Raw genomic sequence first — 23003 nt, forward strand, 5'->3', positions numbered from 1 at the left:
AATTGAGGTAATCCCTCCACTCCCGTCTGACTCAGACTTCTAACCCTTAATTCAGCACCTTCATTTGCTTGATCTTCCACTGCTCCTGTTCCCGAACAAGCTGATAGCGGACACGATAGGTATCACCCGTATAAGCATCGGTTGTCTGTTGCCCCCCTTCAAAAACCTTCGCCGTCTCGGTCACCGTTGCCTCGACAGTAGCTTCAGTAGGGCTCTGCTGCTTAATCGCATTAATTTTCAGATCATCAAAGGTATATTCCAAATGAATCCGATTCGCTTGATCCGATTGAGCACCCGTCTTCCATTCCGATAAGCTGGGCTCTGCCAAAATTTTGTCCAAGGAAGCCAGTTGGTGATCTTTACCCATTGCCTCAGCTTTAGCCGATTGCCAAGACTGAATAATTTGCCGAGCACTCGTTGTCGTGATTTCTTCACTAGTAGCTGGCGCAGGAGAAGGCGTTGGAATGGCGATTGGCGGACTGGCCGTCGGGCTTACACTAGGGCTCGCGGGAGTAGGAATGGGGTCAGGGCTGACCGGTTCAGGAGATGGATTCTCTACACCTGGCACAGGGTCTTCTTGGCGAGAGCACTGACTGATGAGGCCAAATAAGGCTAATAAAACCAGTGCTACAGCCCCTGCTGCAAAAAACCAGCGGCGGTATTGAAGTTGCGATCGCTGGCGTCGAGCTTTAGAGACACCTTCATTCCGTCGGCCATCATCACTCGACTCAACCTTTGGTGCAGAGGCAGGTGTTATTGGCGTGATAGGTCGTTTTGGACTGCCGTCTAGCCCCTTCACAGCAGCCAAAGGAGTAACGTTTTGAGTCGGTACCGGCTGTTTCCCTTGAGGTCTTGAACGTTTTACATCCTGGCGATGGGCAGCCTGGGTAGAAAGACGTCCTTCTCGAGCAGAACTAAGAGTGTCGCTCCCTTGCTTGGCCAATAGAGGTAAATCTGCAGATGTTGTTGCTGCGGGCATCCGAGGCGACACAGGCTCCGGTGCTAATCCATTCAGATAAGCCTGAATATGCTCATCATTAAAATAACTCTGCAAAGAAACTTGGGTGTCAGCAAGATCCCTAAAGTAGGGATAAACTTCTTGCTGTAACCAGCGCTCTGTATATAGGAACAAGCCTGGAACTAAATCTTCAGACCCTTCAGAATACTGATGAATAAACTCTAATGATTCTTGGTCTCGACTCAAGGGAAGGGTCTGAATTGCAGCCCCCGGCTGGCCTAGCAACAAATAGCACATAGACTTTTCGACTTGAATATCTTGCCGATCAGCCAACTCTGTCAACGCTAACTTTGCCTGCTGAATAAACTCCGGCTTTCCCTGGGAACAGCCTTTAGCAACTAGTGCATAAACCAATAGATAGCTTGCCACCGCAGACGGGCGTTCACTCTCTTTTGTAAAAAGGTCTTGCTGTTCTTTTACCGTTAAATGACATCGTAACTGCTGAATAAATCGCAGAAAATCGTCAACGCTCAATCCTGACAGATCATCTTGCGGCCCATCAATTCCTCCCCGTTCATCCAACATAACTTGGAGAAGAGAAAAGCCTTGCTGTCGCTTATTTATATCCCCTTCAGGCTCAGCCAGCAATTCCAAAATTCGATAGGGGCGAAGCTTATATAAATCCAATTCAATTTCTCGTTGTACCGCAAAAAACAATTGCTCTTGAGTCAACAACTTCAAACCAGACTGCAAAACATCCGAAGCTTTTTCAAACTGCTTTTGCTGCCAACATTCTCGTCCTGCTTCTAAATTCGCTAACGCCATCGCTAAGATGACATCTTCATCAGAGCCATTGTTCGCAGATGGTAAACGATTGAGATCAATAGAACGCTTTAGATATTCTGCTCCTAAGTGAGCAATTCGCTCATAATCACTTTGCTCTTGCAAAAGCAATAAAGCACCGACCAACTGAGATTCTTGCAGTTCCATGCTCCCTATATCTGGAGGGGCAGATTCCGCTAAAATAGACTGGTCATAGGCAGTGCGTGCATCGGAATTAGACAGCACAGCATGGGCATCTTGCAATAGCTGTGTTCGAGCTGCAATTGCTGATTTAGAGTACTCTTGACGGGGGAGCTGCTGACACCGATCGGCAAATGCCTGTTCAACTTGCTCTGGTGTCGCTTGAATTGGCACACCCAATATTTGATATAAATCTAAAGGAATACGCACAATTCAGTATCCTTGTGAGCCATTTACCGGACGTGAACAACAGATGAGTGATGAAAATACAAGACAGCAAAGCACTTGAAAATATCATAACCTGCTGCTTGTAAACGTATACTCTATAGAGGTTCAGCAACGTACATTCATAGCAGCTTAACAAGAAGGTTGACAAATATCAGCTACTCCTTGTTAGTTATGATGTTGGATTATTGAAATCTAAGCATCCCCAAATACTAGACCCTGACAGGTGGCTCAATTAACTAAGCCTTGGCAACATCACCCCAACTGAGGACACTATACATCAATGGTTCAAGAAAGAGTTCTACCCCAATTTCCCACCCCTACCATCAACATTACTCATGATGAGGGGCTTATCCTTTATGAGGATATGGTTTTGGGACGGGCTTTTGAAGATAAATGTGCCGAGATGTATTACCGGGGCAAGATGTTTGGCTTTGTCCATCTCTATAACGGTCAAGAGGCTGTTTCTACAGGCATTGCCAAGGCCATGCGCCCAGATGACTTCATTTGCAGTACCTATCGGGATCACGTTCATGCCCTGAGTGCAGGTGTCCCAGCTCGACAAGTCATGGCTGAACTATTTGGCAAAGAGACTGGCTGCAGCAAAGGCCGGGGAGGATCCATGCACCTATTCTCCTCAGAGCATAACCTGATCGGTGGCTTCGCCTTTGTCGCAGAAGGGATTCCCGTTGCCACTGGAGTGGCATTTCAAAGCCGCTATCGTCGAGAAGCGATGGGGGATGCAGCGTCCGATCACGTCACAGCCTGTTTCTTTGGGGATGGCGCTAGTAATAATGGCCAGTTCTTTGAGTGCCTAAATATGGCCTCTCTCTGGAAATTGCCTATCTTGTTCGTCGTGGAAAATAATAAGTGGGCAATTGGTATGGCCCATGAACGTGCTAGCTCAGAGACTGAGATTTACAAAAAAGCAAAAGTCTTTGGCATGGCAGGGGTTGAAGTTGATGGCATGGATGTATTGGCTGTCCATGAAGTAGCCCAAGCAGCCATTGCTAGAGCCCGTGCAGGTGAAGGTCCCACCTTAATCGAAGCATTGACCTATCGTTTTAGAGGTCACTCCCTTGCCGATCCAGATGAACTGAGATCTGCAACAGAGAAAGAAGAATGGTTAGCCCGCGACCCGATCACAAAATTTAAGTCTTACTTAGTCGATCAAAAACTTGTTAAAGAGCAAGAGTTACTCGACATTGACAAGAAAATTCAAACCTTGATAGAAGAAGCCGTTCAATTCGCTGAGGAAAGTCCTGATCCTAAGCCTGAAGATCTCTACAAATATATTTTCGTAGATGATTAGATTACTTTTTTTACCTGGTGACACACCCAATTTATCCAAGCATCTGAAATATAAGGTGTGATTTCAACCAGGGGCCTCCTATCAAAAACTATTGCAGTAAAGCAAAGAATTAGGTGTCATTGAGTGCCTCCTCGCAACCCTATCCCTACAGTCGATATCATCATTGAAATGTGGGATAGACCACATCGCCCTATTGTCTTAATCGAGCGCAAAAACCCACCCTATGGTTGGGCCTTACCAGGGGGGTTTGTTGATTATGGAGAGTCCATGGAATCCGCAGCAATCAGAGAAGCTCAAGAAGAAACCAGTTTATCAGTCGATTTGCTAGAACAATTTCACGTTTATTCATCTCCAGATCGAGATTTACGTCAGCATATACTGCAGACGACTTGTGACTTAACATAGTAGCGGAGAGATTTGGCACACTGGGAGTATCCCCCACCTACTCTCTTACTTGCATGATTAAAATTGATTTCACCGCAGAGGAAATCCAACACCTCAACTACGAACGCTATCATCATCCTCACCCACGGGTGCAGCGACGGATGGAAGTGCTCTACTTGAAAAGTCAGGGTCTTCCCCATGCCCAGATTTGTCAGCTTTGTCAGATTAGTCGTCCGACCTTAGCTAAAACCCTTCGTCAGTATCAACAAGGCGGAATTGAAGGACTGAAGACCCTGGAATACAAAGGTCAACCTAGTTCACTCAATGCTCATAGCGATAGTGTGAGAGCCTACTTTGAGCACCACCCGCCCCGCACCAGTGCAGAAGCCCAAGCAGTCATTGAACAATTGACAGGCATTAAGCGTTCTCCAACCCAGATCAAAGCCTTCCTCAAGCGCATTGGTTGTCGCTATCGAAAAGTGGGGTATGTGCCGGGAAAGTCGAGTCTGCCCGAGAAAATTGAGGAGCAAGAGCAGTTTCGACAAACTCGCCTTGAACCCTTATTAGAGGAAGCTCAACGCCAAGAGCGTCTTGTCTTTTTTGTGGATGCTGCTCATTTTGTTCACCGGGCTTATCTGGGGTTTCTCTGGTGCCTTCGTCGGATCTTCATCCCGTCTCCTTCTGGCCGTCAACGATTCAATGTTCTGGGTGCACTCAACGCTGTCACCAAAGAAGTCACCAGTATCACCAACCACACCTACATCAACTCTCATAGCATGTGTCTGTTGCTAGCCAAGCTGGCACTACTCGACCCAGTCATACCCATCAGCGTCATTTTAGACAATGCCCGATATCAAAAATGCCAGCTGGTGACTGACTTTGCTGAGATCGTCGATATTGAGTTAGTCTATTTGCCCTCCTATTCACCCCATTTGAATTTGATTGAGCGGCTTTGGCGCTTTGTGCGCAAGGAATGTCTCTACTCGAAGTATTATGCCGATTTTCACTCTTTCAAAGGGGCCATTCAACATTGCATTGATCAATGCAATGGAGAGCACAAGGCGAAACTAACAAGCCTTCTATCACTCAAGTTTCAGTCTTTTAAAGAAGTTAATATCTTAGCCGTCTAGAGTATACTCTCAGTTTAGTATTTATTGCAAAAGCCATCGGTGAACCACAAGCCGCAGATGATGCTAAGACTCTAAAACTATTTGAAACGTGGCAGCTTCCCCAACACCTTTGTTTTGACCATAGTCAAATTTTAAATGACTATCAGCAATACTACTTCTATAAAAAAAGACCTACGCTACAGCTTGAAACCAGTTAAAATCCCTTCGCTTATTCTTACTCTTCTTCAGGAAATTGGATCTTAAGTGTATTTTGCTTTGTGACAGTGATCTGACCACCTAAAGCACGTATTTCAGCTATAGCTCGCTGACGAGACTCCTCATCAGGTACGTTATTTAATATCATCAGCCAAGCACTAATTCGTGCATTCTTGCTATCAGGGTTATTTTTCAGGAATTCAGCAGTCTTTGTAACAATAGCTCCGATTCTTTTAGCACCAGGCTCTGAGCTATCTTGGGCCCACTGGGCAGCGTTCAAATAAGAATTTATAGCTGCTTGGTTATCACCCAGAAATAATAACTCATCTGAAGCTTTAGACACCCACAATGAATAAGCATCTGGCGAAGTCTTAGGAAAGAGAGATTTTAAACCTTTTTCTATAAGCTTTACTGATTGATCTGGCCGTCCCGCAAAAAGCGAAGTTGCTGCATATTCTCAGTAACTTCTCCACCCCTTGGGAGGGTAACTTCTCCGGTCGAATGGCAGTAACTTCTCCACCCCTGTGGAAGTTATCTTCGCCAGTCAAATGGCAATAAACTTCTCCACCCTTGTGGAAGTTATCTTCACCGGATAAGTGGCAGTTAACTTCTCCACCCCCCTAACCATCATTTCGACAGGTCATTATCCCTAGCCAGGCCATCCTCTAAACTTCTGTGCATTAGCCAGAGGAATGGAGATGGCAATGGCCTATAAACGTCAAGGAGCAACCCTGTCGATGAGTAAATTTAGAGAAATTATTCGCTTACATGAACTCGGCCACAATAAATCGGAGATCGCCCGTAGCTGCTTCATCTCCCGTACCGCTGTCCGAGACTATCTGCATCGTGCTCAGGGTCAATCCCTCAGTTATGACCAGTTAAGCCGACTAAGTGATAGTGATATCCAGCATCTGCTGGGAAAAGGTCAACGTCAGTCCTCCCGTAAGAAGCCTGCGATTGACTTCGAGTATGTGCATCGAGAGATGCAACGTAAAGGGGTCACCCTCGGCCTACTGTGGATGGAAGGTAAAGAGAGAGGGGATTGGAACTGTAGCTATAGTGGCTTTTGCCGTCGATACCGCAAGTGGAAAAAACAGCACTCGCTATCCATGCGCCAGACCCACAAGGGAGCGGAAAAAATCTTTGTAGACTACTGTGGTATGACCGTGCCGGTGGTCCATCCCAAAACCGGTGAGGTCACTCAAGCTCAAGTGTTTGTGGCCTGCTGTGGAGCGAGTAACTACACCTATGCAGAGGCGACCGAAAGCCAAACCATCAAGAACTGGCTCGGATCTCATCAACGGTCATTGGCCTTCTTTGGTGGAGTGCCGGTCGCTATCGTTCCAGACAACCTCAAGTCAGGAGTCACAGATCCGTGCCGTTATGAGCCCGGTATCAATCGGAGTTATCAAGACTTTGCGGAACACTACAACGTGATCATCTTGCCCGCTCGCCCCAAATGCCCTCGGGATAAACCCAAAGTGGAGAATGCGGTGCAGCAAGTGGAACGTCATATTCTCGCACCCTTGAGAGACCAGACCTTTACCAGTTTCAAGCAACTGAATGAAGCGATTGCAGCAGGGTTGGAGAAACTCAACCATCGGACCATGAAATCCTATGGTCTATCCCGTCGAGAATTATTTGAGCAAGTGGACCAACCAGAACTCAGACCCTTGCCCAGCCATGCGTTTGAGTTTGGCGAATTTAAAACCGCGAAAGTGAGTTTTGATTACCACATTGAGGTGAACCGCCACTATTACAGTGTCCCTTATGAATATGTGGGGAAATCAGTATCCGTCAAGATTACGGAATCTTTGGTGCAGATTTTTCATGACCATCAGCGCATTGCGATACATGAACGTTCTAGCTTGCCGTTTCAGCATTCCACTGAAGAGGGGCATATGCCACCAGCGCATTTGGCTTACAAAACCCAATCGAGAGAGACCTTCCTGGCTTGGGCCCAGAATGTTGGACCAGCGACGAAGCAGCAAGTGATAGATATCTTTGAGAAGAAAGCCCATGATGAACAGGCGTTTCGTGCTTTGAAAGGGGTGCAACATCTAAGAACAACCCATGGTGCTGAAAGGTTGGAAGCCGCCTGTAATCGGGCTAATGCTATGGGGATGGTGGGCCAACGCTATCTCAAATCTATGCTCCAAAACAAACTTGAATCAGACCCCTTACCGGATGAAACCCATAAGGTGATTCCTATTCACCATGCCAATGTCCGAGGGTCCGAATATTATCAAGCGACGTAGGGGAAGACAGCGATGCAAGCAATGATTGAACAGCTACAACAAATGAAACTCACCGGCATACTCGAAGCTTGGCGAGAACAGCAGGCGATGCCCACCTATCATGATCTGTCTTTCGATGAACGACTGGCCTTGATGGTAGAGCGCGAATACATCCGGCGTCAGAATCAACGGATGCAACGCCGACTGAGGCAAGCTCGACTGCCGGTGCACGCCACCTTAGATGCAGTAGATTTCGATGTGCCCAGAGGACTTCGTAAAATCCAGTTCCTTGAATTTGCTCAAGGTCATTGGCTCCAGGAAAATCTGTCATTGATCATCCTGGGACCGACGGGCGTTGGGAAGTCTTTCTTGGCGGCCGTATTGTCCCATCATTTGTGTAAGCAAGGCCATAGCGTCCGCTATATCAAAACTGCTGATCTCGTTCTGGAGTTGAAGCTGGCCAAAGGAGATGGGTCTTATCCAAAACTCCGAAAACAATTAGCGGCCTACGATCTACTGGTGCTGGATGAATGGCTTAGAGATCCTCTATCTGTCTTTGAGGCTAGAGAAGTGCTCGATATCTTAGACGAGCGGTTTCGCAAAGCCTCCTGCTTATTTGCCACGCAAATGCCCCTGGAGCAATGGCACTCACAAATTCAAGATCCCACTCTGGCCGATGCCATCCTCGACCGGATTATCCATGATGCGATGAAGGTCTTGCTTCGAGGAGAATCCATGAGGAAATTGACCAGCAAGCTGACCCAGAAGCCAGAAGGAGAAATGAGTATTAACCGTTCAGATGAGGAGAATACAACGAGAGAGACAACCCTTAAAACACAAAAGGAGAAGAGGAATGAAAAAAAGGAGGGACAGATGGAGGAATAGACCGGATGAGATCACGATCTTCCATTCGTGATATGTATGGATTTAGATCTGAATTTTTGCCTATGAATTGCAACCCTTAATTCCATATCTACCTGTCGAAAATGGTTGGCCAATATTTTTTTGGTTGGGGGTGGAGAAGTTAGTGCCACTCAACCGGAGAAGTCATGATTATGCAGCAGTTGCAGGAGACATGAATTTATAGGGCTGTATAAATTGAGGGTTACGGCTTACGAAAACCTCAAAATACTTGGGGGTCAAGGCATAACCTATTTGTTGACGAGCATCACTTTCTCCAAAGTATTGAAGAAATCGCAAAAATGACCAATCGGCAATAAGATTATCGAAGCCGAAGTTTGGTAAATGCTTAATTAAAGCCAAATTTGCTTCTTCCTGTTCTGTTTCTAACAAATATACTGCTCTAGGCTTTGCCTGAGAAATTTCAGCTTGAATATAGGCAACCTTAGAAAGTTGTAATAGGGTGATGACACCAGAACAAGAAAGTGCAAGTACTGGAGCTAGTATTTTGGCTAGAAAGTGTTTATAAGACATATCAAACACTATTTATTTTAAAAGCACTATCGTCATTAGACCTCTTGCATAATTCAGCTAACGATATGGTAGAAGACTAAAAAATCAAGTCAGATTGAGGCATTTTTGAGTTAATAGTACGAATATTGCAAGAGGTCTATTCTATCTTTTGTCAACTTAACAACTTGGAGGAATAGCTATATTCCCACTACCTGGTAAAGATTGCTCCTCAAGTGTAACGCTAGTTGTTGCTAAACTCCCAGAAACAATATTGGCATTAGTACACCCCGTGATGGCACTCAGTAAAGGATCTGTTGGGGTAGCTCTAAACTCAGCTACTGTTGAATTTACAGTGCCAAATGAATAAGTATATTTATCAGTCGTTAAAGAAATACCAATACCAAGCAACCCCATATCGTTAGCAAAGGTTTGTTCTTCTAAGCGATAAGCTTGCTGGGCACGATTGACGGCACCAATGTGGCTTTTAGCAGCAGATTGTCGGGCTTTATTGGCCTGATTAAGCATGGATGGTAATGCTACGCCCGCGAGAATAGCAATAATCACAATAGTGACCAACAATTCTATCAGTGTAAATCCTCTTTGGGCCTTCGATCTAGGAATAGTTGATAATATTTTCAAGTAATAATAAAACATTAGTCAGTACGCTTTGAAATATTGGCTAGTGAATGACATAAATCACATCATTATCTTTTGTTTTTTTAAGAATTCTATAATTCAAGCAAGTTTAATCCTTAGCTTAATCATCAAGTGATTTTCCGTGTAAACTCCAAACATCAAAAGACACAAAAAAAGATAATTACAGCAAATAAACTTACATTTCAACTTGTCGATCTGCCCTGAGTAGAATCATTTCAATAAGCATTAACCCATCAACAAAATCAAAAAAATCTCTATATCATTAATCTATCTTTTTATTATTATATTCACCTCAGCATAAATACGGCTTTGAATAAGTTAAATCTTGAAATATAGATAATTAACGTAAATTCAGGATAGACTATAATTCTTATTACCACTCAAATTAAAGCCTGATTTCTTCCATAAAAAAGACCTCCAAAATAGGCTTAACTTAAACTGACTTTAATTAGTTTTTTATTCAAAAGACTTAGATTAAGAAGAGTTTAGTTTTTTATTATTAAACTAGACAGAGCTGAAATCAAGATTAACCTGGAACGTAATTCTCATAATCTATCCCAGATCTATATGATGATCAATCAAGCTTAATAAACAGCATGAAGAGTGAGCAGAAAATTTACCAAACCGAAAAGTCCATGGATATCAATACAAAGCCTTAAATAGACCTCTTGCATAATTCAGCTAACGATATGGTAGAGGATTAAACTTCAAGTCAGATCGCAGCATAAATCGAGTTAGTAGCACATCATGAAACGAATATTGCAAGAGGTCTAATCTATAAATACTAAACAAGACTTCGTTTGGTAGAAATTACCACCCGAAGTCTTGTTTAGTATTATTTATCGTGGCTGTCTATAAAGTTACGAGTGAACCAGTTGAGAGATTCATTAGATAGACTATAAACACCCTTAGGCTATATAGATTATGGGCAGGCATTAATTATTGATGTATCCTCTTCAATAGAGGAGTCGGTAGTACCAGTTGCAGCAGCAACAGAAACACAACCACGATAGAATTGTAAGCCTGAACCAGTATCGATGGGATTTGCTTGGGTTTCACCAGCAGCAGAATCGTTGTTTGTGTCAACGATAATATTGTAATCTTCGGTACTGGCATCATTGATTTGCAATTGTGCATAAGTAGTCGCAAATGTAGGCGACTCCAAGCGGTAGGCTTGCTGGGCACGGTTAACAGCACCAACTTGGCTTTGGGCAGCGGATTGTCTGGCTCTGTTTGCTTGGTTGAGCATGGAAGGCAGAGCTACAGCAGCCAAAATACCGATGATAATCACAACAACCAAAAGTTCAATTAGAGTGAAACCTTTGTTGCCTTTCTTGTTTAGGAAGTGCTGGATGAGTTTGGCTTGTAGATTAGTCTTCATAGTTGTAAAGTCTCTCTTTGGGTATTGGATTCAAGTCTTTTTCGCTCCCAAATTTACATTACCCATTCCTAAAACTTTTCATATCAAGTTGGAGACCGTTTTAACAAAGTTCAGTGTATATACAGAGATATCTCCTATGCAATTTCCCAAGAGAATGAAGTGCTTCCCAAAAAATACGGAATTTCTGCCTGATTAATCTCCAATATCTATTTCACGCCAAAAATCTCCCCAAAAAGGTGGCTATCAGAAAATTCGTGACTCTCGCTTAAGAGCTTATAAATCAGCCTCTTTCATTATCGTGACCACCATAAATGCTGAGGTATAAGCTTGAGTGATGTAAATACGAAATATTGAAGACCAATTCAGACACAACATTAAAATTCGTCGGAATATCAGGATTATAGGAACTCAACGTATGCTGGCTCGAGTATGGAGTGCATCCTTAATTGGGATTGAAGCGATCAAAGTAGGGGTAGAAGTAGATGTATCTGGTGGGCTACCCGGCATCGTGATTGTGGGTCTACCCGATACTGCAGTGCAAGAGTCTAGGGAAAGGGTAAAAGCGGCATTGCGTAATTCTGGTTTGGCGTTCCCTATGCGCCGAATCGTGATTAACCTCACCCCCGCCGACTTACGCAAAGAAGGTCCAAGCTTCGATTTACCGATTAGTATCGGTATCTTAGCGGCTTCTGATCAGGTTAATCCCCAGCTCTTAGGGGATTTCTTGTTTCTAGGAGAGGTTTCACTAGACGGTACCCTCAGACCGGTTACGGGTGTGTTACCCATAGCTGCTGCTGCCAAACAAATGGGATTTGTGGGTTTAGTTGTACCTTACAAAAATGCAAAAGAAGCGGCTGTTGTTAAGGGCTTATCCGTCTATGGCTTTGAGTCTTTATCCGAGGTGAGTAATTTTTTGAACGATCCTGATGCGGTTCAGCCCTTTCAGGAGGAAGACACAGCGAATGATGTGCAGCGTCTGCATCATCTTGATTTGAAGGATGTAAAAGGGCAGGCCCATGCCCGGCGAGCCTTGGAAATTGCAGCTGCAGGCGGGCATAACGTTATTTTCGTTGGACCGCCAGGAAGTGGAAAAACGATGCTGGCTCGGAGATTACCAGGTATTCTTCCTCCTCTAGAATTCAACGAAGCTTTAGAGGTTACTAAAATTCATTCGGTGGCAGGTTTATTGAGAGATCAAGGTCAGTTACTTCGCCAACGGCCATTCCGCTCTCCCCATCATTCCGCATCTGGACCAGCACTCGTGGGGGGAGGCAGTTTTCCCAAACCAGGGGAAATCTCTTTAGCCCATCGGGGAGTGCTGTTTTTAGATGAATTAACGGAATTCAAAAGAGATGTATTGGAATTTTTACGTCAGCCCTTGGAGGATGGTTTTGTCAGCATTTCCAGAGCGAGACAGTCGGTTACCTTCCCTGCTCAGTTCACCTTGGTAGCCAGTACTAATCCTTGTCCTTGTGGGTATTATGCAGATCCAATACAGGCCTGTACCTGCTCACCTCGTCAACGGGAAACCTATTGGGCTAAATTATCAGGTCCTTTAATGGATCGCATTGATTTACAAGTGGCTGTCAATCGTCTTAAACCTGAAGAAATCACCCGGCAAAGTAAGGGAGAAGAATCGGCTCCCATTCGAGAGCGGGTCAGAGCAGCTCGTCACTTGGCGACTCATCGGTTTGAAGCTGAATCAAATTTACACAGTAATGCTCAGATGAATAGCCAACAGTTGCGCCAGTGGTGCCAGCTTAATGATGCAACACGGCAATTACTAGAAACTGCGATTAGTCGACTAGGACTATCAGCAAGGGCAACCGATCGGATCCTCAAGGTGGGGCGAACTATTGCCGATTTAGCAAATTCTCCTAATTTAGAAGCAACTCATGTTGCCGAGGCTATTCAATATCGGACCATTGATCGACTTCAATAGGGGAGAAGTACCAAATTGTCTACTTACAGCCGAGAGGGAGGAGTTCCAGGGGCTTAGTACCTAGCAAGCAACCTTAGCTGTTGTGTAATAAACACCAGAGCTAGTCTGGGGTATCCATCTCTAACCAATCTGGTAAATCGTCTAGATTGAGTTTGTCGTGAGTTGCTAATGTTTCGCGATCATGTATCGATGGCAAACGATTTGATGATGAGTGATTGACGTCAGCTTGATGATTTTTACGCGAGGGGGATGGTTTAGGCACAACCTGAGCTGAGATAGGATCGTTGAGAATGGACTGCTGTAATTCAACCTTGGGGGTTTGAGGTATTACCGGTTGAGTCGATTGTGGTAGTTTGTGTTTTGACTTTACAGGTTTAGATAGATGGTTAGCATTGTTTTGTCTTAAATGATCCACGGCATCTTTACGTGCTGTCTCGACAGCTTTCTTAGCTAAGGTGCGATGGGGCAAGATGACATTTTGGAATAAAAATTCAATCGTTTTGGATTTCAACCAGCCCCGAGAAACTAGAATTTCTCCAAATCGCATTCCTGTTAATTCTTGATCGGATAAAACAACTTCAACTTGAGCTGGAGACAATAATCCAGCTTCAATTAAGTACCCTCCAATCCGTTTAATATCTGGTGAGTGAGATGCTACAGCACGTCGGTGATTCGCATGATATTTTTCTGATTTCTCAGGGTTATGGCCAGATTTGAGCACCTGGCTTTTATCCCTTTTCAAGACAGAGGAGACAGGAGTAGGTTGCTCTACTTTCTGCAGCCAAACTAACATATCAAGGGGATAAATCTCTGTTTGATAACCAGAGGTTTGAATGGTTAAGGTACCATGCTCACAATGAACATCTCGGATAGGATACCAAATACCACGGTGGAGGATTAGCAAGCTCATTAATGCCAGTTGCTTATCGCTCTTTTTGTAGCTCCACCATGTTTGCAATAAGTCTAAAGAATCAGTGAAGCGGACATGATAATGATCAGGAATTTCAACCGGCTCATACTCATAAAAACCAGCGATTTTTGACTGACGAATTGGCAAGCATTTTTGCGCAATCATAGCTTCATGCAGTTGAGGCCAGAAGCTTGATTTATAGCGAATCGAAGTGAAAGGCTTTTCACCATCTAGCTTGGCTGTTGCGACAAGGCCTTCCGTTTTAGCTAGGAGTTGCAGAGTGTCGCTAATCGGCTCAACTCTGAGATCTGAGTTCGAAAGTAATGTGGACTGACCTGATAAATAACTGGATACAAACGCTTGTAGTAGTTCGAGGTCATCCATAAAAATGAGGTGCTGAACTTTGAATAGAATGGCGATCTTATTGTCATCATAATCGTTCGTTCACCCCCCCCCCTCGCCATAGGCCAAGAAATTTAGGCGGATTTTCGTTGGGTGGGAAGTCCGACTGGAATGGAAGCGATTAGCTTACGAGTATATTCAGCGTCAGGATGATGGTAGATCTGGTCGGCTGGGCCAATTTCTTCGAGTTTGCCACGATTCATCACCATAATGCGATCGCTCATAAATTTCACCACACTCAAATCATGAGAAATGAAAATATAGGTCAGATCAAATTCCCGTTGGAGCTCTTTCAGTAAGTTAAGCACCTGGGCCTGGACTGAAACATCCAATGCTGAAACGGATTCATCACAAATAACAAATTTGGGGTTCAACGCCAATGCCCGAGCAATACAGATACGCTGTCGTTGCCCACCAGAGAATTCATGGGGATAGCGGTTCATGTCACTAGATTTAAGACCGACCCGTTCTAAGAGATACGCTGTGCGATCGCACGGTGTATTGCCCCCTTGTTGAGCAGAAATCCGCTCCGTGAGCCCCCCCGCAATTCGCATAGGCTCCATAATCGCCGCCCCTACATTCATACGTGGATCCAAAGAGCTATAAGGATCTTGGAAAATAATTTGCAAATTTTGTCGCAGTTTTCGCAGGTTGCGACCCTTGAGGTGGGTAATATCTCGATCTGCAAACTGGATACTGCCGCTAGTGGGCTTAATCAGCCGCACTAGCGTGCGACCTAGCGTAGTCTTGCCACATCCAGACTCTCCAACCAATCCCAAGGTTTCCCCTGGATAGACATCAAAAGAAACATCATTAACGGCTGTGACATAGCGAGCTGTTTTACCAAACATCCCCTTCACAGGGAAAAACACCTGAAGATTTTTGACACTCAGTAAGGGTTTTTGTTGAGTCAATGTTTCTAGTCGTCCCTGCATCTCCAATGCAGAAATTTCTGGGGCAGCATCAGCCAGAGAAACAGGTGAATCTTCGATCGTTTGATCTATTGATGGAGAAATTTCAGCCTCTGGAGTTTCAGCTGCCATAAAATCAGCAACGGTTGGCAAACGTTTCAGTCTCTGATCGGGGCGAGGGCGACAAGCAAGAAGTCCCCGAGTATAAGGATGCTGGGGATTATTGAAGATCTCTTGAGCAGACCCTGTTTCCACCACCTTGCCTTGATACATAACAGCCACCGTATCAGCCAGTTCAGCCACAATGCCTAAGTCATGGGTGACGAAAATAATCGACATTTGTCTGCGATCGCGAAGTTCTCGCAGCAAATCCAAAATCGTCGCCTGTACCGTTACATCCAAAGCCGTTGTGGGTTCATCCGCAATCAGAATTGCTGGGTTAGACGCAATGGCCATGGCAATCATCACTCGCTGAATTTGTCCTCCTGACATTTGATGAGGATACCGATCCAAATAAGAGCGCTTTTGGCGGTTGATCTGCTTCTGTATCTCTGGATCGTCGGGAGAAGCATTCTCTGGGTTAGCTGAATCCAATACGATGTGCTGCAATTCTTGATCAGACGGAATAAGCTTCACCTCTTGAAGAAGAGAAATAGCTCGTCGCCGTGCCGCTGATACGGACAAATCTTCATGCAAGCGCAAGGCTTCTACAATCTGAAACCCGCAGGTATACACCGGATTGAGGGAGCTCATGGGCTCTTGAAAAATCATAGAAATTTGACTACCCCGATAGGCCTGCATGGCACTCATGGGGAGTTGCAGCAAATCCACTGATTTAACGTCATTCTCGGAAGATGAGGAGTCATGGAACCGAATTTCACCTTGGACTATCTTGCCTGGCGGAGTGGGGACTAACCGCATCACTGACAACGAAGTGACTGACTTGCCTGAACCCGATTCTCCAACAATCCCTAGGGTTTGGCCTCGATGCACCGTCAAGGAGACGTTATTCACTGCATTGACAGTTTGTCCTTCGGTCTGGAACTGTACCTGCAGATTCCGGATCTCAAGAATTGGGTCAGTCATAAAGAAGCCATTCTAAATATTGGGAAGGAATTAACCGTGATTTTAGCAAGCTGTTTCGGAAAGCAGAAATCTATTAATCAGGCTGGAAAGAGAAGCTATTAGCGCCTAGAGAAGCAGGGTGTGTTCCTTCTGAATTCCTGTTACCCTGATAACACATTTACTTCGGCAAGTATTTTATATCGAGGGAGAACATCGATCGTGGCTCATACTATTGTTACTGACGTTTGTGAAGGCATTGCGGATTGCGTCGATGCCTGTCCTGTGGCATGTATCCACGAAGGTCCAGGGAAAAACGTGATTGGTACAGACTGGTATTGGATTGATTTCTCAACCTGTATTGATTGTGGAATTTGTCAGCAAGTTTGCCCTGTAGATGGTGCCATCCTGGCTGAAGAACGGTCTGATCTGCAAAAAACCCCTTCTTAAGGCTTGAACACGATGATGGATTCTGTGACGCCAGCTTCAAATCGAGAGTTGCTGTTGCAAGTTGAGAATGTTTTTGCCGGGTATGTTCCTGGCTTAGATATTTTGCAGGGGATCAATCTCAAGCTGTTTGCCGGAGAAATCATTGCGATTATTGGCCCAAATGGTGCAGGAAAATCAACCTTAGCCAAGGCAATCTGTGGTTTGTTATCCCCGAATACCGGCTCTATTCTATGGCGTGGGGAAAATATTGGTGGGCGTAAACCGAATGAAATTGTTACCCAAGGAGTTTGCTATGTTCCACAGCTAGCCAATGTTTTCCGCTCGCTTACGGTAGAAGAGAACCTAGAGATGGGGGCTTTTATTCGAGATGTTCCTTTAGGGGAACTGAAGTCCAAAATCTATACCACCTTCCCGAAATTAGCTGACCGTCGTCGTCAACAAGCTGGGACTCTTTCAGGAGGAGAACGACAAATGCTGGCCATGGGCAGAGCCATGATGCTGGAACCAGGGTTATTAATTCTAGATGAGCCTTCGGCTGCCCTTTCACCCATTTTAGTGGATGACATCTTAGCCAAAATTCGTGAGATTAATGCCGAAGGAACTTCAGTTATTTTAGTTGAACAGAATGCCCGTAAGGCCCTAGCGATGGCTGATCGAGGTTATGTCCTTGATTCAGGCCGAGATCGCTTTGAAGGGCCAGGTCCACAACTATTAGATGATCCAAAAGTAAGTGCACTGTATCTAGGCGGACATTCATCTACCGAAAGTTAGGTCTTGGCTCAACCTAACATCATCATTCTTCTGGCACAGTGTCTTGCATTCCTCTTAAGGCTTCACCAAAGAAGGTTTGATCTGCTGAAGGGGATGGCGAAAATAAAGGACGATCTAAAACAAGAGGCTCTGTTCTAGGTTCTAATTCCAATAAATCTCTAATCGGCTCATCCAATGATTCAAATTTCATCTTGCCATTTTGGTTCAAGATAGTCTGGCCGGTCGCATCGACCAGCACAAATTGAGGAACAAATTGCCCGTTGTAATAATACTGAGCCTCAGTAGGCTCGTAGTCCCGTCGAGTATTAATGGCATCTACCATCATGGGCATAAAGTTGAGTTGACGTCTATATTCGGCCTGTAGCTGGGTCAACACCAAGGCATTTTGTTTGCATTCCTGACTATCGTCTGAATAAAACATGATTAGGGTGGGCATTTCCTTCTTCATTGCCGCTGCTAAGTTTACTTTTGGTGGAACCAATGCAGCATTACTGGCATACAGGATAAAGATATTGCCATCGAATTCATCGTCGTTAATACCTGCGATCGCATCTTGAGACATTCCCATCCCAAATCCAAACAGGAACAAAACTAGGACCAACCCACTCATAAAACGTTGACCGATACGACGCCAGCTTGGACGAATACCTACGCCAAAAATCATGATTACAATTCCTCCAACAGCAAACGTACTAACCCGCCCAAGCACCATAGCTTAAAACTGCACTCTACAGTACTTGTAGCATTGCAGCACAAGACAGTGCTGGATAATAATCTTCCAAACACACCTGCTAGTTGAAGTACTAGCCATTTAGATAGCAATAGAATTGACTGAAGTCAGATTATCAAACGACTAACCATCTTTTCTTACTGATCTTTTTTAGTCGGGATGCGCTCATACCCAGGCTTAGTCTTCGTCATTTTTCCCCATAGACCCTTCACATCATTGAGCAGTGCTTCCCCCTTCTCTGCTATCTCCTTGGAGTCAACCTTGGGTGTCTTTGGTGTTGTCGAGTCTGCAGATTTAGATGCCTTATCTTCAGGCTTCTCTACTTTAGGCTCAGAAGTTGCTGTAGATGTATCTGGCTCTTTAACTTGTTCCTTCGGCTTATCCTCACCGCCCTTCGACTCTACCTTAGCCACAGGTGTAGACTTCTCACCCACTTCCTTTATATCGACCTTCGGTGCTGGTGCTGACGTGATTTTAGGAGCAGGAGTCGTTGGGGCTTTAGATTCTGGCTTTGCCTGAGAAGCTGCTGCCTTAGGTGTGGGCTTCACCTCTGCTTTAGCTTTTGGCTTCGCTTCTGTCTTAGGTTTTGCCTTAGATGTCCCAGCCGTGAGAGACTTTGCCGCAGGTCCCTTGGCTTTGGGCTTGGCCTCTGCTTTCGGCGCTGGCTTATCCTTACCCTTGGCTTTAACGTCTGCTTTTGGCTTTTCGTCTTGCTCGCCTACTTTAGGAGCTACCTTCTTCGACTTCGAGCTCTTCTTCTCTGCTGTCTTTGCTTCTTTTGCCTCAGGAGCAAGAGCTTCCACTTCTGGATTTGCTACTGCTGGCACGTTGACGGGCTTACGACCCACTAAGCGTCCTAAGAATTCACAGGTCTTCTCAATGACACCTGGCTTACGCTGAACAAATGTTCCCAGGCCTTTTTGAATCGGTAAGGTGTCCAATACGTCTAGCTGAGAGCAATAATTAACGTCTGCTTTGCCCCGCATCTTCAATAACCGCTGACCATGACTGGCACTGGCCAACAATTCGGGTAACTGGTCTTGCCACTGCCGAAATAATGAGACGGCGGCGATGGCTTCGTCATTCCCCGCTAGTTTGCTCAACGGGGTCTTGCCGCTGGCTAAGATGCCATCAATAATTGCGCCTGCACAGACGGTATCTTCGAGGGAATAACTCCCTTCCCAACCGGAAGCTACTAGCCAAACGGTCCCGGGGTTCTTGGTGGCTAGATAGTTGACGACGGCCTGACGGTTGGTCAAGGAGGCCATGATCACTTTTGAGGCATTACGGACGCTCTCTGAACAACGGGTCCCGTTCGTTGTACTCAAAAATAACCGACGGCCTGCGGTGTTCTCTGGGGTAAATGCTAAGGGGGAGTTGCCAAATTCACAGGATTTTACTTTCCGACCGCCTCGTTCACCTGCCCGGATCCGTTTGTCTTCTTCTACAGCTTCACTGGCTTCTAGTAAAGGTTCAATTTCACTAAAAACTCTGACCGCTTCTGCGCCTGCGTTAATGGCGGCGGCAATGGTGCTGCTGGCTCGCAATACGTCGATGACGACGGCACAGCCAGGGAGACGATTATTGGGAATCTCTTCGGGGGGTATGGTAAACGAATAATTTCACGGGATAAAGATGACCTATATCGTTATTTTCTATCGAGTTCTATTTTATGGGGCTTTGTTGCCACTTCTGCAGGGTTTTTACCTTTCTCTGAAGACTAATCAAGCAAAAGGGCAAGCAGGATGTCCTGCTTGCCCTTAATGACTGACTTTAAGGTCTCTGGTGTAGTTTGGCCAGAAACTGTCAGGGGGCTTTATTTGGTCAGGGCGTGTAGTTTCTCTCCACGCAGGCCATGCCAAAGGCCACCGCCAACCATCCAAAGAAGTCCAAGAATGAGTTGAAGGGCGGCTGCGCCTCCACGGTCTACTCCATGAAAGATGGGGGGATAGGCTACATCACAATATTTGATGAAGATGGAGGAGCTAATGCCCATGAATCCAACTGCAGCGACGCTCCAGGAAAGAATGACCTCGCCATTGAGGATTCCTTCGGAGGTGGTCCAACCACCATTTGCGGGTGAGAAGACGGGACGCTTGTTGAAGATGGGAGTAGCTTGACGATAGACGATGTGGAAAATTGCACCGGCTACGTCTAGGGCGCCAACGAGGAAGTGTCCACCGATGACGTCTTCCATGTTGTCGACTGCGGCCATGCCGGCTCCGCTCCAGCCGTTGGGGGTGAATCCGAACAGATAGCCAATCAGGCGAGCAGGATTCAGGTTAGGGCTAATTTGATGAACGGTTTCAGTGTTGATGTCATACATTCCGGTGCCGTAGGCGGCGTTGCCGGCGAAGATTAAGCACGCAACTCCGATGAAGAGTAGGTGATAACCCAGAATGTAGGAGGTGCTCTCAAAGTCTTCCCACTCGTAGTGGAAGCCAGCGGAGGTGCTGCCTTCGGGACAGTCGCTCAGACGAGCTTCTCCTCGGAAGGTGTGATATAAACCGGCTGCACAACATACAGCGGCGATGAAAAAGTGCAGGACCCCAATTACGAAGAAGGGGTAGGTGTCGACGATCTCTCCACCGGCACCAACGCCAACCCCAAGGGCGGCGAGGTGGGGCATGAATACCATGCTCTGCTCTGATAGGGGAATGCCGGGCTGATAGCGGGCGACTTCTTGAACGATGAAGGCGCCTGGGACAACACTCATCAAGGCTGCGTGGCATTGATGGGCTCCCAAAAGCATCCCTGACAGGTCGGTCATCCGGACGTTGCCGGCCCACCATTGGTTCTCAAAGTTGCTTAATACGGATGTCGGTAATTCGTTCTGGACGGCGGCTGCCTTACCGCCTCTTCTTCCTCTTGCGAATGCTGTCACAACTGTTTTCCTCTTTTGTCTTCTGTATTCGGAAATAGAAATATTTTTATGTGTACCCCATACCAGAACAATGGCATGGCTCCGACAGGTATAAGTAATGGCTTTTAGAGCTTGAAGTTCTGTCTAACTAAAATGTCTAGAGACTCAACTCAAGCCTAAGCCTAAACACTTTTAACTCAATAATTAGGGTGACAGTAATGACTGAAACAATCGCTCAATCTACTGCCACCCCAATATCAAGAAGAAATCAAAACAAAGCTGATGGTAGTTCCAACAATACTTAGTTTGTTTCGGGAGTTAAGCTTGCTAATGCTTGAGGAATGCGACGGAAGTCGAATCCATAGGAGCGAAGAGCATGGAATAAGTGGCCCTGGAGGCAATAAAAAGCCCAATAGTAGTGGAAATTAGAAATCCAGAAACGAGTTGTATGTCCGCCCTGAGAAGGATCTAAAGTTTCTGCAAAGTAAGGCGTGACATTCAATTTGGCTTCCAAAACGGGGCCAAACAGCTCTACAGGAAATACAACGTCATTTACAGAGCAGAAATACGCTGCATTAAAGCCAGCAAAAGCTAGACCCGCTAAAGCATACCCTAACAATGCTTCGCCATTCTTGATGTATAAGCGATCGGTATATGGCCAAGGCTTAACAAGAATGTGGAAGATACCACCAAAGACATAGAGTGACGCGACAAAGAAATGACCGCCAATCACATCTTCAAGGTTATTAACGAAGTAAGGGTTAAAGCCAGGAGTTGCCCAACCATACTTGAAGAATCTGACTAAATTGAGGTTCGGAGTGATTGCACGGACCTCTCCGGCGACAGGATCATAAATCCCATGGGTACATGCCCAAGTCGCAAACAATAGGCATGCTGCGCCTAAAAAGATGAGATGGTGGCCCAGGATACGTCCCTGAGTTTCAAAGTCATCCCACTCAAAATGGAATCTTCGAGCTCCAGCAAATTCGCTTTCGGATAAAATCTTGGGACCTTTGGTAACCCCATAAAGAGCACCAGCACCAAAGACTGCCGCTGCAATCAGGTGAATCATGCCAATTGCAAAGTAGGGATAGGTATCTACAATGGCGCCTCCAGCAGCAACACCCCAACCAGCGCGGGCTAACTGAGGAAGACAAACTAGATTTTGCTGATAAACAGGTAAGTCTGGATTAAATCGACTTAATTCGTAAATGGTGAATGAACCAGCCCAAAAAGCCATGGAGCCGATTTGGCCATTATGAGCAGCTATAAATTGGCCGCTGTAGTCGGTATAGCGGGAGTTCGACGCCCACCAGCCGTACTCAACGTCAGGTTGTCCATAAGTTTGCATTTAAAAAATTTCCTCCTCTGTTATCGGTGCCACCGTAACTTTATTATCAAACTTAATATCAAAAATACTATCAGACCTCGCCTCTTGCTGTCTGTGGTTTCCAGTTTTTCATCCGTTTTCTGACTGATCAATTTCAGCTTTGGAGATTTGTCACTCAAGGGATAGACGATTTTTACCTGTTCCCAGAGGTTCCACACTTTTGGAAGAGATTGATCCGAAGAGGTGAAGCCAATTCGTAAAGTAATGTTAAGTTAGAGGCGTTTCGTTACTTTGTTGACGAATAGTTTAAGTAGTGACTTTCTAGCTAACACGACGGGCAGTGCTTGATAAGCAGTGCTTGTACTATTGTTCTCTAAGGTGGATCTCTGTCTCAACTCGACTTTTAAAAACACAATAGTCAGATTAAACATTGACAGAAGTTCAGAGTTTCGCTAGGTTAGAAATCGTCAAAAAAACGTACAGGCCCCCATCGTCTAGAGGCCTAGGACACCTCCCTTTCACGGAGGCGACAGGGATTCGAATTCCCTTGGGGGTATTTCAAAAAAATGTTTTACGGCTCTTCGCTAGTGAAGAGCCGTAAAACATTTTTTATTCTGTCTATCTCAGTAATCTCTGAGTTCCCATTAGGTTCAGGACATTCCCCTATCATTCATGTTTGATGACCACGGGAGATGTCAGGTTCTCTATGAAATTTGT

18 protein-coding genes, 1 tRNA gene and 1 pseudogene are annotated in these 23003 nt (G+C 45.4%); 9 read left to right on the forward strand and 11 right to left on the reverse strand.

The window, feature by feature from the left end:
- Positions 1-46: 46 nt before the first annotated feature.
- The gene (locus HRE53_RS05035; protein ID WP_235109308.1) at positions 47-2191 is read right to left on the reverse strand and encodes an IMS domain-containing protein; all 2145 of its coding nucleotides are present in this window, start codon (positions 2189-2191) and stop codon (positions 47-49) included.
- Positions 2192-2489: 298 nt separating this feature from the next.
- On the opposite strand from HRE53_RS05035, the gene pdhA reads away from it, so the two are divergent.
- The 3 genes and pseudogenes from pdhA (at position 2490) to HRE53_RS05050 (ending at position 5032) form a co-directional block, all read left to right on the forward strand.
- Entirely contained in the window at positions 2490-3518 is a 1029-nt protein-coding gene (pdhA, locus tag HRE53_RS05040) for a pyruvate dehydrogenase (acetyl-transferring) E1 component subunit alpha (protein WP_212662489.1), read from the forward strand.
- Positions 3519-3686: 168 nt separating this feature from the next.
- Positions 3687-3899, forward strand: a pseudogene (locus HRE53_RS05045) (NUDIX domain-containing protein); the annotation flags it as partial.
- A 77-nt stretch (positions 3900-3976) separates the two neighbouring features.
- Positions 3977-5032 carry an IS630 family transposase gene (locus HRE53_RS05050; RefSeq protein WP_235107354.1) on the forward strand — a complete coding sequence of 352 codons (1056 nt, stop codon included), beginning with the start codon at positions 3977-3979 and terminating at the stop codon, positions 5030-5032.
- A 214-nt stretch (positions 5033-5246) separates the two neighbouring features.
- Here HRE53_RS05050 and HRE53_RS05055 read toward each other — a convergent pair whose 3' ends face one another.
- A complete protein-coding gene (locus HRE53_RS05055) occupies positions 5247-5570 on the reverse strand; it encodes a hypothetical protein (protein ID WP_235109309.1) in 324 nt (107 codons plus the stop codon).
- Positions 5571-5931: 361 nt separating this feature from the next.
- Between HRE53_RS05055 and istA the strand changes: the two genes are divergently transcribed.
- Both istA and istB read left to right on the forward strand, forming a co-directional pair.
- The gene (gene istA / locus HRE53_RS05060; protein WP_235109311.1) at positions 5932-7485 is read left to right on the forward strand and encodes an IS21 family transposase; all 1554 of its coding nucleotides are present in this window, start codon (positions 5932-5934) and stop codon (positions 7483-7485) included.
- A 12-nt stretch (positions 7486-7497) separates the two neighbouring features.
- Complete coding sequence (istB, locus tag HRE53_RS05065) at positions 7498-8349, forward strand: IS21-like element helper ATPase IstB (protein ID WP_235109312.1); 852 nt, start codon at positions 7498-7500, stop codon at positions 8347-8349.
- 168 nt (positions 8350-8517) lie between these two features.
- Here the strand turns inward: istB and HRE53_RS05070 are convergent, their stop codons facing one another.
- From HRE53_RS05070 to HRE53_RS05080, 3 genes are all read right to left on the reverse strand, one after another.
- A complete protein-coding gene (locus tag HRE53_RS05070) occupies positions 8518-8898 on the reverse strand; it encodes a hypothetical protein (protein ID WP_235109313.1) in 381 nt (126 codons plus the stop codon).
- Positions 8899-9054: 156 nt separating this feature from the next.
- A complete protein-coding gene (locus HRE53_RS05075) occupies positions 9055-9531 on the reverse strand; it encodes a type IV pilin protein (RefSeq protein WP_235109314.1) in 477 nt (158 codons plus the stop codon).
- Positions 9532-10456: 925 nt separating this feature from the next.
- On the reverse strand, positions 10457-10915 hold the full coding sequence (locus tag HRE53_RS05080) for a type IV pilin protein (protein WP_235109315.1): 459 nt from the start codon (positions 10913-10915) through the stop codon (positions 10457-10459).
- Between the two features lie 415 nt (positions 10916-11330).
- Between HRE53_RS05080 and HRE53_RS05085 the strand changes: the two genes are divergently transcribed.
- Complete coding sequence (locus tag HRE53_RS05085) at positions 11331-12857, forward strand: YifB family Mg chelatase-like AAA ATPase (protein WP_235109316.1); 1527 nt, start codon at positions 11331-11333, stop codon at positions 12855-12857.
- A 100-nt stretch (positions 12858-12957) separates the two neighbouring features.
- On the opposite strand, the gene HRE53_RS05090 is transcribed toward HRE53_RS05085, so the two are convergent.
- Both HRE53_RS05090 and HRE53_RS05095 read right to left on the reverse strand, forming a co-directional pair.
- On the reverse strand, positions 12958-14151 hold the full coding sequence (locus HRE53_RS05090) for a hypothetical protein (RefSeq protein WP_396133416.1): 1194 nt from the start codon (positions 14149-14151) through the stop codon (positions 12958-12960).
- 92 nt (positions 14152-14243) lie between these two features.
- The gene (locus HRE53_RS05095) at positions 14244-16166 is read right to left on the reverse strand and encodes an ABC transporter ATP-binding protein (RefSeq protein WP_235109318.1); all 1923 of its coding nucleotides are present in this window, start codon (positions 16164-16166) and stop codon (positions 14244-14246) included.
- Positions 16167-16364: 198 nt separating this feature from the next.
- On the opposite strand from HRE53_RS05095, the gene HRE53_RS05100 reads away from it, so the two are divergent.
- Positions 16365-16592 carry a ferredoxin family protein gene (locus HRE53_RS05100; protein ID WP_010481866.1) on the forward strand — a complete coding sequence of 76 codons (228 nt, stop codon included), beginning with the start codon at positions 16365-16367 and terminating at the stop codon, positions 16590-16592.
- A gap of 12 nt (positions 16593-16604) precedes the next feature.
- The gene (locus HRE53_RS05105) at positions 16605-17363 is read left to right on the forward strand and encodes an ABC transporter ATP-binding protein (protein ID WP_315876304.1); all 759 of its coding nucleotides are present in this window, start codon (positions 16605-16607) and stop codon (positions 17361-17363) included.
- A gap of 22 nt (positions 17364-17385) precedes the next feature.
- Here HRE53_RS05105 and HRE53_RS05110 read toward each other — a convergent pair whose 3' ends face one another.
- From HRE53_RS05110 to HRE53_RS05130, 4 genes are all read right to left on the reverse strand, one after another.
- On the reverse strand, positions 17386-18027 hold the full coding sequence (locus HRE53_RS05110) for a thylakoid membrane photosystem I accumulation factor (protein ID WP_212662495.1): 642 nt from the start codon (positions 18025-18027) through the stop codon (positions 17386-17388).
- A 203-nt stretch (positions 18028-18230) separates the two neighbouring features.
- A complete protein-coding gene (locus HRE53_RS34865) occupies positions 18231-19640 on the reverse strand; it encodes a 2-phosphosulfolactate phosphatase (RefSeq protein ID WP_315876305.1) in 1410 nt (469 codons plus the stop codon).
- Between the two features lie 269 nt (positions 19641-19909).
- Positions 19910-20977, reverse strand: coding sequence for a high light inducible protein (locus HRE53_RS05125; protein ID WP_212662497.1), 1068 nt, complete (start codon positions 20975-20977; stop codon positions 19910-19912).
- Between the two features lie 280 nt (positions 20978-21257).
- On the reverse strand, positions 21258-22307 hold the full coding sequence (locus HRE53_RS05130; RefSeq protein ID WP_212662498.1) for a chlorophyll a/b binding light-harvesting protein: 1050 nt from the start codon (positions 22305-22307) through the stop codon (positions 21258-21260).
- Between the two features lie 462 nt (positions 22308-22769).
- On the opposite strand from HRE53_RS05130, the gene HRE53_RS05135 reads away from it, so the two are divergent.
- A tRNA-Glu gene (locus HRE53_RS05135) sits at positions 22770-22842 on the forward strand.
- Positions 22843-23003: the final 161 nt, after the last annotated feature.

Origin of the sequence: Acaryochloris sp. 'Moss Beach', from assembly GCF_021497025.1 — a bacterium.
In the GTDB taxonomy this organism is placed as follows: domain Bacteria; phylum Cyanobacteriota; class Cyanobacteriia; order Thermosynechococcales; family Thermosynechococcaceae; genus Acaryochloris; species Acaryochloris marina_A.